The following is an 11,555-nucleotide window of genomic DNA, read 5'->3' on the forward strand; positions in this document are numbered from 1 at the left end:
ACATCACCTTTAACGATTCCCCAGTGATCAAGAACCAAAGCGTTGGTAATCACTAGGTCGACAGTATCGGCACATGAGCGCTGACTTTGCCCCATGCCATCTCGAATCACCTTACCGCCACCAAACTTCACTTCTTCGCCGTAGGTGGTGTAATCCTTCTCCACTTTGATCCAAAGATCGGTATCGCCTAAACGAACTTTATCACCCACCGTTGGACCGAACATTTGCGCGTAGGCTTTTTTATCCATCTTAGTCATCTTTTCTCTCCTCAGCTCAAAGCTATAGCGCGCCCATTACATCACCACGGAATCCGTAGACCTTACGGTCACCCGCATAAGCCACCAGCTCTACTTCCCGGCCCTGTCCAGGTTCAAACCTTACCGCCGTGCCCGAGGCAATATTTAAACGAAAGCCTTTGGTCTTGTCTCGATCAAAACTTAAAGCCAAATTGGTTTCAAAAAAATGATAGTGAGAGCCGACTTGAATGGGTCGGTCACCGGTATTTTCAACACGCAAGCTTAATGTCTCGCGCCCTACATTCAGTTCAATATCGCCCTCGGCGACTTGGTATTCTCCAGGAATCATACTTGTCCCCTTATCAATAGATATTCGTTCATAGTTGTGTCATTCCTGCGTTATCCCCTAACTAACCCTCATGGATCCCGGCTTAAAACACCACCGGGATGACAGTTGTGAGTGTTACCACCGGTGTGACTATGTGAGTGTCACTAACGGAATAAAAAGGCCAATTAATCGACTTATGAAATCGGGTCGTGAACGGTGACCAGTTTAGTTCCATCAGGAAAGGTCGCTTCGACTTGCACTTCATGAATCATCGAGGCGACACCGTCCATTACTTGCTCTTCAGTCAACAAGGTTTTGCCGTAGCTCATTAGTTCGGCAACCGTTTTACCGTCTCGAGCGCCTTCAATAATTTCCATTGTCAGGTAGGCCATGGCTTCGGGGTAGTTTAATTTTAAGCCTCTGTTCAAGCGTCTTTCAGCCAGCAACGCGGCGGTGAAAACCAGTAGCTTATCTTTCTCTCTAGGTAATAGTTCCATAATTCACTCTTATATAATCTGACACTTAAGTTAACCAAATTCTTGGTTCGATGGCTTTGCGCCCCGATAGCACTGGACGAACCAATGCCCATGCTTCGCCTAATAAATTTCTTGCTCGTTCAGTGCAGTTACCGAGGTATCTGACGGTTAGAAACTCACCTGTCATGCTTAACGCTAGCAAATCATCTCCTGGCATACCACTTTGTTTGATAAGCAATGCCTCAAGCATGGTTTCATGCTCCGCACTATCGATAGTTTCGTTGAAGGGCCCAGCAACAAATAGTGCATTAACGGGCTTTTCTTGAAGTCCACCCGTTCCATGTAAAACGGATGTGTCACCTGGCGCTAAACTGAGGGCTTCATTGAAACGAATACGGCCTTGCTGCCATATCTGCAAGCGCTGCTCGCAACTACCGTCTTCGAACGCCAAGTTATTCGCCGGTAAGCCAAAACAAGTGACCTCCCAAGCCATTACCTTAGCACCTTCTGCCAGTTCAACTTGGGTATTCATACGTGCATGAGACTTAGGGAAAAGAATAGTTTCTAGCGGTAACCATTCCAACACGGCGTCGCTTTCGACTCGCAAGGTCATATTTTGTGTTTGAACACCCGAGTCGTCGCGAGCCTTATAGACTCTACCCGCGCCGGGCGTAGTGATGAGTGCCTCACTGCCAGATTCAACCTGTATGTCGATATCTAGGGTATCACCAGTTACCAAGCCGCCCGGCGGGTGCAGCAAATAAGCGTGCGCACAGTCAGGGCCTTCAGGGTAAAACGCTTTTTGAACGTAAAGCGGACCTTGATGTTCACTAGCAACCAAGCGTGTACCACGTGATCGTTGCGCAAAGCGTAAACGCAGATAGGCCTGCCACTGACCGTGGTCAGAAACAATGTCTTCAATGAGTGTTGGGTCGAGTGCTTGGTTCATTTTTGTTATTCATTTATATTTTTGATTCTTGTCGTCTAGAAAACGTCATTCCAAAGTACTCCGTCATTCCAAAGACCCCCGTCATTCCAAAGACCCCCGTCATTCCCGCGAAGGCGGGAATGACAGCGTTTTATGGAAATGTCTGTGGGTAACGATAAAAAAGAGTGTAGAGAGAGTAATAACCTCTTTATACAGCCAAGTATTTACTAATCAAGTCATCACTCAGCTTATCCATCGTGTCATTGGCCACGACACGGCCTCTATCCATTAGCCTAAAGGATTGTCCAACGCGTCGAGCAAAGCCAAGTTTCTGCTCTACAAGGATAACCGTCAAGCCTTCTTCTTCATTTAACTTCATCACAACATCGCCAATTTGCTTAACAATGTTAGGCTGAATACCTTCATTTGGCTCATCCAGAATTAACACCTTAGGCTCTATAATCAGCGCTCTGCCAATGGCCAACTGCTGTTGCTGGCCACCCGATAAGTCACCACCGCGGCGATGCATCATTTCGCCTAGCACAGGGAATAGATCAAAAATTTTCTGAGGAATTTCACCCGCGCCTTCCTGACCTTTTAAACGTCCCTTGCGAATAGGCAAACCCACACGTAAATTCTCTTCAACGGTTAGTAATGGAAAGATCTCCCGTCCCTGCGGCACATAGCCAATACCTGCGGGTGCTCGAGCTTCCGCTGTTTTTCCCTGCAAAGGCTGGCCATCCATTAATATTTCGCCATTGGTGACGGGAAGCAGTCCCATGATGGCCTTAAGTAAGGTAGTTTTACCGACACCATTACGGCCCATGATACAAGTGCGTGAACCTGGCTCGATCTGCATGTCCAAGTCCCAAAGGATTTGAGTGCCGCCGTAATGCTGATTAACCTTGTTTATTGAAATCATAATTAAGCCTCATCACCCGTTTCATCACCCAAATACACTTCCCTTACATCTTTATTATTTTGCACCTCGTCCATAGTCCCCTCTGCCAATACAGAGCCTTGATGCAATACCGTCACGGTTTTGGCAATTGATCGAACAAATTCCATATCGTGTTCAACGACCACGACGGTGTGTTCACCCGCTAAAGAGTTCAACAGCTCAGCGGTTCGTTCTGTTTCTTGTGCCGTCATGCCTGCAACCGGCTCGTCAACTAATAGCAAACGAGGCTCAGACGCGAGCAACATACCAATTTCCAACCACTGCTTTTGCCCATGTGATAAGGAACCTGCCAGCATCATACGGTGCTCTTTCAAGCCAATTGTTTCCAATACGTGGTCAATTCGGCCTATCTCTTCCGAACTAAGTGTAGAAAATAAAGTGGGCAGCACGCGCTTGTTTGTTTTTAGCGCTAGCTCAAGGTTATCCAGAACTGTATGCGCTTCAAACACTGTGGGCTTTTGAAACTTTCGACCTATCCCTAGCTGAGCAATCTCTGCTTCATCTTTTTCCAGCAAGTTATGTGTTTGACCAAAATAAACCGAGCCTTCGTCACATTGGGTCTTTCCGGTAATCACATCCATCAAGGTCGTTTTACCTGCGCCATTTGCACCTATTAAGCAGCGAAGTTCACCATCATTGATATAGAGGTTCATGTCATTCAGTGCTTTAAAGCCGTCGAAACTGACTGACAAGCCTTCGATATAGAGAATCACGTTCTTCGATACATCAACATGCACATCGTCTTCGCGCATGAAACTCCATACTTGGTCTCGACGCATCGTTTCTCGAGTTGTATCCAATACATTCATGATGCTGTCTCCCCGGTTTCTAATTTATTCTTCTTTAGCGTTCGCTTGTCTCTAATTTGCTCCATTAAGCCCATCAGGCCTTTTGGTAAGTAAAGCGTAACGAAGACAAACAAGGCACCCAATGCGAATAACCAACCATCTGGCATAATCGCGGTGAATTTAGTCTTCGCAAAATTCACTAACAATGCACCAATAACTGCACCAATCAAAGTTCCTCGGCCACCCACTGCTACCCAGATCACCATTTCGATAGAGTTAATGGGTGAGAATTCACCTGGGTTAATAATACCGACTTGAGGAACGTACAAGGCACCCGCTACTGCCGCAATCACAGCTGAGTAGACGAACAACCAAACTTTATAGCGCTCAGTACGATAGCCAATAAAACGTGCTCTGTTTTCACCATCACGAATCGCGACAATAACCTTGCCAAAGCGTGATTTAAATATCGCATGGCTCGCAAGCAACACTAAACACAATATGACAGAGGTGGCGACAAACAAACCAATTCGCGTGCTGTCTGCTTGTAAATCAAAGCCTAGTATCTCTTTGAAATCTGTTAAGCCGTTGGTCCCGCCAAAACCCATCTCGTTTCGGTAGAAAGACAGCATCAATGCATAAGTCAGTGCTTGCGTCATGATCGATAGATATACACCCGTGACTCGAGACCTGAATGCCAACCAACCGAACACGAAAGCTAGCAAGCCAGGCACCAATGCCACCATGATCATCGCAAACCAGAATTGATCCATACCCTGCCAGAACCAAGGTAGCTCTTGCCAATTCAGAAAGACCATAAAGTCAGGTAGCTCAGGGTGACCATAGACACCACGGTCACCAATCTGACGCATTAAATACATGCCCATGCCGTAGCCACCAAGCGCGAAAAATGCACCATGACCCAAGCTCAAAATACCGCAATAGCCCCAGATAATATCAACTGCCAAAGCCAGCATGGCGTAGCACAAGTACTTACCCAGCAAAGTTATGGTATAGGTGCTGACATAAAACACTGAACCTTCAGGCATCACCAAGTTACCGATAGAGGCAAGGAAAGTGATGGCGAGTAAAAGAATTACAAATGGAAAGGTTCGACTCCCCGGCTGACCTTCTCGGCCCATTAATCCGCGATCAAACAGCGTACTTAAAATACTCATTCTGCCGCTCTCCCCTTCTGTGGAAACAGTCCTTTCGGTTTTTTCTGAATAAACAAGATGATGAATACCAATACCAAGATGCTAGCCAATACTGCACCGGTAACCGGCTCAAGAAATTTATTGGCAATACCTAAGCTGAAGCCTGCTACCAAGGTCCCCCAAAGGTTTCCAACACCACCAAACACAACGACCATAAAGGAGTCGATAATGTAAGCTTGCCCGAGATTCGGCCCTACGTTCGTTAACTGACTCAAAGCCACACCCGCCATACCGGCGATACCTGAACCTAAACCAAAAGTCATTGCATCGACCCAGTCTGTGCGAATACCCATGGCTTTTGCCATGTCACGGTTCTGAGCAACCGCACGAACATTCAACCCCAATGAGGTCTTATTTAAGATCAACAACAACAGACCAAACACCAATAATGCAAAGGCAAGAATGTAAAGGCGGTTCATCGTGAGCGATAAGACAGGGTTGATATCTAAGGAGCCACTCATCCAGCTCGGCGTTTCAACTTGGCGGTTGAGCGGAGAAAATACGGTGCGAACCAATTGCTGCAAGATGAGACTGATACCAAAGGTTGCCAGTAACGTTTCAAGCGGACGACCGTGAAGATGACGAATTACGCCTCGCTCTATACAGATGCCAACAAAGCCCGACACTAGGAAAGCTGCCGGAATAGCGACCCAAATCGAATAGTCGATAGCATTCGGCATCAGCAACTGAACCACATAAGTGGTATAAGCGCCCAGCATGATCATCTCACCATGCGCCATATTAATAACGCCCATAACGCCAAAGGTAATTGCCAGGCCAATTGCAGCAAGCAAAAGGACAGAACCTAAGCTCAATCCGAAAAAGAGCTTATCGACAAACTGAAAGTTAGCGACTCGATCTTCAATCAGTGTTAACGCCTTTTGTGCCGCCGCCACAACGACTTCATCACTATCATTTTCAACAATTTTGGCGAGCAGATTCTTAATCTCATTTTCCAAACGACCTGCCAGGGTTTCAATTGACGCCAGTCGTTCTTCGCGAACTTTGCTGTTTTCTAAGGCATAAATAGCAAGTGCAACCCCCATCATTTCCAATACTTCTTCATCTTGCTCAGACACTTTCACTGCTTGAATGGCTTCAATCAGGCTTTCATCCAAACTTGATAGTAAAGAAGTGAGCGCTGAAAGACGCAACTCTGGGTCCTTTGCACTTAGCTGAATACGTGCAATTGCCCCACGGAGATAAGAGCGCACTTTGTTATTCACACGAACTTTCTTGTAGAGTTTCTTTTTCAATGGCTCTAACTCAGCACCGGTGAAAACTTCGTGAAAGACTTTTTCGCCATCAACTTTTTTCACCGACATAAGTGAGTTACGGTCTTTCTTAAGATAATGAAGCTGCCCCTTTAGCATCACCTGAAACATGGGGAGCAAGGTTTCCCCTGCGTGTGCTTCCAAGTCTTTCAAGATCGGAATAATCTTCTTAAGCTTGGCTTTCGTCAGTTTGCTTAAGAGCGCTTGGGTTTCGCTATCTATTGCTGTCGCAACAGTGCTTGGACTGTTCTCGGCGTTCGATGCCGCATAGCTTTGGTTGAACACCAAGCTAAACATTATCGCAAGAATAAAGGGCAGGATTCTCACCGCTGTACTCCATTTTAGGTTCATTTAACACGCAACTTCCCTGTTGTGTCTGTTCAGATATGATCTGAAGCCAAACATCATAGGGAAATTACGGGGTTGTAGGTTTAGAAATGAGGAGCACCGGACAGTGCTCCCCTTTTAAGTTGCCGAATAAATGTTTCCGGCTAGCTAAAGCTCAGGTCTTAGAAGTTCTGACCAGAACACTTAGCTGTTTTAGTATTAAAGTTGCCGCACTTAACCGGGTCAGTCCAGTCAGCAATTAGGTCTTTAGAACCTGGTAGGTAGTTAGACCAAGCATCACCAATTACTTCACCGTTAGTTTCCCAAACCACTTCAAATTGACCATCTTCTTGAATCTCGCCAATTAAAACTGGCTTACTCAAATGGTGGTTAGTATTCATAACAGCAGTACCGCCAGTCAGGTTAGGTACCGATACACCCAAGATAGCTTGCTCAACTGCGTCTACGTCAGTAGTACCCGCTTTCTCAACTGCTTTCGCCCACATTTCGAAACCAATGTAGGTCGCTTCCATTGGGTCGTTAGTCACACGCTTGTCGTCTTTGATGTAAGACTTCCAGTTTGCAATAAACTCTTCGTTTACATCACTTTCAACGCTTTGGAAGTAGTTCCAAGCTGCCAAGTGACCAACAAGTGGCTTAGTGTCTAGACCAGACAGTTCTTCTTCACCAACAGAGAATGCAACCACTGGAATATCTTCAGCAGAAATACCCTGGTTACCTAGCTCTTTATAGAAAGGAACGTTTGCATCACCATTAATTGTTGAAACAACCGCTGTCTTCTTACCTGCGCTACCGAACTTCTTGATGTCTGAAACAATTGACTGCCAATCAGAGTGACCGAAAGGTGTGTAGTTGATCATGATATCTTTTTCTGCAACGCCTTTAGCCTTAAGGTATGCCTCAAGAATCTTGTTCGTTGTACGTGGGTAAACGTAATCAGTACCTGCAAGTACCCAACGCTCAACCTCAAGGTCATTCATCAAGTAGTCAACGGCTGGAACCGCTTGCTGGTTTGGCGCAGCACCTGTGTAGAAAACATTTTTAGACGACTCTTCACCTTCGTACTGAACAGGGTAGAACAACAAACCGTTCAACTCTTCAATGACAGGAAGAACCGCTTTACGTGAAGATGACGTCCAGCAACCGAAAATTACGTCAACCTCGTCTTTAGTAAGCAGTTCACGTGTTTTCTCTGCAAATAATGGCCAGTTCGATGCGGGGTCAACCACAACAGGCTCTAGCTTCTTACCTAGCAAACCACCTTCTTTGTTCTGCTCTTCGATCATCATTAGAACCGTGTCTTTCAGTGTTGTTTCACTGATCGCCATAGTGCCTGATAGAGAGTGAAGTACACCGACTTTAATTGTGTCAGCAGCCATTGCGCTCATTGCAAATGCTGAAGCACTTGCGCTAAGAACTAAACCTTTAAGCATTTTTTTCATTGTCATGATTCTACCTTCCTCAAAATAAGACTCTTGGATAATGAGGCACTTGTTATAAATTTGGAGTTATAGCCTCTTCATGAACGATTATGAAAAATATACTGCTTCGGGGGTATTGGCTGATTGACGAATTCGACTACGTCAAATAACGTATTCACTCTATAAACCGACTCTTACTGACACTCAATAAAGCTCGTTACAATAAGCCGCAAAGATTAAAAGACTAATAGAGATTGTTTGCTAGTATTAATAGTTAATAAAGAACAACTATGATATCCCCTGAGCTCATGCAAAAAAAATTCGTTGTAAAAGACATCCTGAAGCACCATAACATCACCAGCTGGTTCCAACCGATCATTAATGTCGAGCGGCGTGAACTCATCGGCTGGGAGGCCTTTTCACGAGGGCCAGAGACTGATAATGGTTTAGAAACGCCAGCAATGTTTGATACGGCTGCCGAAGCGGGTATTTTAAAACCTTTTGACTTGATGTGCCTACACACAGCGGCCGAGAGCTTTGACCAGCTTCAACTGGAGAACAAGTTATTCATCAACATATCCAACGAAATGCTCATCGCCAGTAGTCGTTTAAAGGATCAGGTTGGAAAACTCATTGCTGACAATAGAGTTCCATCAACACGTATGGTGTTGGAAATTGATGAAAAGAATGCCAGCAATAACATTAATGAGCTTATCGAAGCTGTTCATTTTTTTCATGAGCAAGGCTTTGAGGTCGCAGTTGACCATTTGAGTGGAATAGACAATGTTGGTGAAAGCGCGTCGTTACATAAACTCTGGTCTGAAATAAAACCAGATTACATCAAACTGGATCGCAGCTTCATTCAAAACGTAAATGGTAGTGCCAGCAAACAAAAAACGGTCAAAGAAGTGGTAGCTGTCGCCCGCTCGATTGGTTCTGTGTTAATTGCTGAAGGGGTCGAAACAGAAAAAGAGCTTAAGAAGCTATATGAGCTAGGAGTTCATAATGTCCAAGGCTATTTAATTCAAAAACCACAGTTAGCACCCGTCGCCCCCAAGCTCGATGACTTACTCGACAAAGAACTGTTCGCAGAAACCAACCAAAAAAGTTTGGCCTGCGACTTGGTTGTTTCAACAGCTCATGTCGAAGTCGGCACCACAATCCAAAGCGTCTTTGAGTTACTTGAAGCCAATGTTCACATGAGTTCCATTGCGGTAGTAGAGAATGAGAAAGTAAAAGGCATTATCTTTCGCACTCCCTTTATGAACAAGTATTCCAAGCGACAGAGACGAGAAGTCGTTCAAGCCAAGTGTATCTCAAGCGAAATGAGCTCAGACTTCCTGCATGTTGACGCTCATCAGCGCATAGAGCAAGTCAGCCGCCTGGTCACATCTCGCGCGCAATTAGATGCAGAGCATGACTTTATTATCTCTAATGAGCAGCATTTTCTTGGGATCGGAACGGTCATCGACCTATTACGCAAGGTCACTCAGTTGCGCGTCAAACCAGATCACCAGGAAAACATCCTGACCATGCTCCCGGGGAACACCCCTATCGGGAATTGCGTCATGGAACTTCTGGATAAAGATACTCCCTTCTCAATCGCGCTTCTCGATTTGGCAAACTTTAAACCCTTCAACAATCATTACAGCCACAACCGGGGTGATGAAGTACTGATCATGTTTGCCGAGATTCTAAGAAAGCAACTTAAACAAGGCGCTAGCTTTGCCGGGCATATCGGTGGGGATGATTTTGTACTGATTATGCCTCAGGATGAGTGGCAAGAATTACTCCGCTCCGTTTTCACTGAGTTCAACCACAAAGTACTTAAATTCTATTCGGATAACGACATCAAACAAGGTGGTATCGAAAGCACCGACCGAAATGGTCATATGCGCCTATTCGATTTTGTATCTCTCTCGGCAGGTGTCATGACCGTTAAAGAAGAATATTTCGACTCCTTCCAAAGCTTGCTGACTCAGCTTATACAACTAAAACAGCGCACAAAGAGACAACTTGGTACCTGCTTGGCCCATTTGAATGACGCTCAAATCAAGCTCTATTCTTATGATGAAAGCGGCTTTGTCGATGAAGGTGTGAGCGATTAACTTAGATATTGTCACCCAAGCAGCATAGGCGTGAACTATGCTCAAGTAGGCTACATAGAAAGTTAAACAATTTAAAGCAGGTAACATTATGGCGAGTATCGACAAACCGGCTCCACGAGAAAACTCTCACACGATAAGCGATAACCCCAGTATCAACATTTTACCTTGTGAGACAATGCCCTACGCCACAGTCTCCCCTGAAGGCTCCCTTGAAATCCTTTCTGCCTATGAAGTAAAACAATTAGTCGAGTTATCGAGAACCAAGGTCTATGAATTGTTTAAGCGCTGTGCTTTAGCGGTCTTAAATACCGGCAGCACCGTCGATGATACCAATGAAATCATCGAGCGCTATAAAGATTTCAGTATCAAATTTATACGCCAGTCTCGTGGTATCAAGCTGCTGATTGAAAATGCGCCTGGCTCAGCCTTTGTTGATGGCAAGATGATTCGCGGTATTCGGGAACAACTTTTTTCAGTATTAAGAGATGTGCTCTACGTTCAAAACCAACTGCTTGACCCTCAGCATTTTGACTTTGAACACTCCAAGGGCATCACTGATGCAGTCTTTCATATTCTTAGAAATGCCAACTTGCTGCGCAAAGGCGCCCAAGCACCGCTTATAGTCTGCTGGGGTGGCCACTCTATCAATCGATGCGAATATGAATTTACCAAAGAGGTGGGCTACCAACTAGGCCTTCGCGAAGCAAACATTATTACCGGCTGTGGCCCCGGCGCAATGAAGGGGCCCATGAAAGGTGCCACAATAGGCCACGCCAAACAGCATTTTGAAGAGCGGCGCTATATAGGCATTACAGAGCCAGGAATTATCGCAGCCGAGTCTCCAAACCCTATCGTCAATGAACTAGTTATACTCCCAGACATCGAAAAACGCCTGGAAGCCTTTGTGCGCTGTGGTCACGGGGTTATCGTATTTCCTGGCGGTGTTGGTACGGCAGAGGAAATTCTCTATATTTTGGGCATTCTACTTCACCCCAAAAACGCTAAGACCCCCTTCCCTTTAGTCTTTGCCGCCGGAAAAGAAAGCGAAGCCTATTTCAAGATGATTGACGATTTTATTGGCCAAACTCTTGGCGAAGAAGCACAAGAGAAATATCAAATTATTACTGACAATCCCGGTGCTGTCGCTCAGCATATGGTGCAAACCTGTCATAAGGTCTTTAAACATCGCCGCTCCCGAAAAGATGCTTATTTTTTCAACTGGCAACTTCATATCGACCATCAGTTTCAAAAAACTTTCGAGCCCACTCATCCCAACATGGCAAACCTAGACCTGTCCAAAAATCAGGAGCCTCACATTCTTGCCGCAAACTTACGCAAAGCTTTTTCAGGAATTGTTGCCGGTAATGTCAAGGAGCAAGGTTTGAAAGCAATTGCAGAGCATGGTTCATTCAAGATCACTGGAGATTTGGAAATTATAGAGCCATTGGATAAGCTCTTGCGCACGTTCGT

10 protein-coding genes and 1 pseudogene are annotated in these 11,555 nt (G+C 45.4%); 2 read left to right on the forward strand and 9 right to left on the reverse strand.

Features of this window, described 5'->3' with window-relative positions; all coding sequences use genetic code 11:
• From ureC to urtA, 9 genes and pseudogenes are all read right to left on the reverse strand, one after another.
• A pseudogene (ureC, locus tag A3735_RS01745) lies at positions 1–257 on the reverse strand (urease subunit alpha); the annotation flags it as partial.
• A gap of 22 nt (positions 258–279) precedes the next feature.
• Positions 280–585 (reverse strand): urease subunit beta, encoded by a 306-nt coding sequence (locus A3735_RS01750; protein ID WP_068512142.1) that lies wholly within the window; start codon positions 583–585, stop codon positions 280–282.
• 173 nt (positions 586–758) lie between these two features.
• Complete coding sequence (locus A3735_RS01755; protein WP_068512141.1) at positions 759–1,061, reverse strand: urease subunit gamma; 303 nt, start codon at positions 1,059–1,061, stop codon at positions 759–761.
• Positions 1,062–1,086: 25 nt separating this feature from the next.
• Positions 1,087–1,989, reverse strand: coding sequence for an urease accessory protein UreD (locus A3735_RS01760; protein ID WP_068513009.1), 903 nt, complete (start codon positions 1,987–1,989; stop codon positions 1,087–1,089).
• Positions 1,990–2,176: 187 nt separating this feature from the next.
• On the reverse strand, positions 2,177–2,890 hold the full coding sequence (gene urtE / locus A3735_RS01765) for an urea ABC transporter ATP-binding subunit UrtE (protein ID WP_068513012.1): 714 nt from the start codon (positions 2,888–2,890) through the stop codon (positions 2,177–2,179).
• A 2-nt stretch (positions 2,891–2,892) separates the two neighbouring features.
• Positions 2,893–3,738 (reverse strand): urea ABC transporter ATP-binding protein UrtD, encoded by an 846-nt coding sequence (urtD, locus tag A3735_RS01770; RefSeq protein WP_068513015.1) that lies wholly within the window; start codon positions 3,736–3,738, stop codon positions 2,893–2,895.
• Positions 3,735–4,895 (reverse strand): urea ABC transporter permease subunit UrtC, encoded by a 1,161-nt coding sequence (gene urtC / locus A3735_RS01775; protein WP_082880368.1) that lies wholly within the window; start codon positions 4,893–4,895, stop codon positions 3,735–3,737. The genes urtD and urtC overlap by 4 nt, the downstream gene beginning before the upstream one ends.
• Positions 4,892–6,559 (reverse strand): urea ABC transporter permease subunit UrtB, encoded by a 1,668-nt coding sequence (gene urtB, locus A3735_RS01780; RefSeq protein ID WP_068513018.1) that lies wholly within the window; start codon positions 6,557–6,559, stop codon positions 4,892–4,894. Before urtB ends, urtC begins: the two co-directional genes overlap by 4 nt.
• A gap of 158 nt (positions 6,560–6,717) precedes the next feature.
• Positions 6,718–7,998: an urea ABC transporter substrate-binding protein gene (gene urtA, locus A3735_RS01785; protein WP_156490602.1), complete on the reverse strand. Its 1,281-nt coding sequence runs from the start codon at positions 7,996–7,998 to the stop codon at positions 6,718–6,720.
• A 287-nt stretch (positions 7,999–8,285) separates the two neighbouring features.
• Between urtA and A3735_RS01790 the strand changes: the two genes are divergently transcribed.
• Both A3735_RS01790 and ppnN read left to right on the forward strand, forming a co-directional pair.
• Positions 8,286–10,085 carry a GGDEF domain-containing protein gene (locus A3735_RS01790; RefSeq protein ID WP_197485589.1) on the forward strand — a complete coding sequence of 600 codons (1,800 nt, stop codon included), beginning with the start codon at positions 8,286–8,288 and terminating at the stop codon, positions 10,083–10,085.
• A gap of 88 nt (positions 10,086–10,173) precedes the next feature.
• Positions 10,174–11,555, forward strand: a 1,382-nt coding sequence (gene ppnN, locus A3735_RS01795; protein WP_068637467.1) for a nucleotide 5'-monophosphate nucleosidase PpnN, incomplete at its 3' end; no start/stop codon positions are given.

The organism is Oleiphilus sp. HI0061, assembly GCF_001635675.1.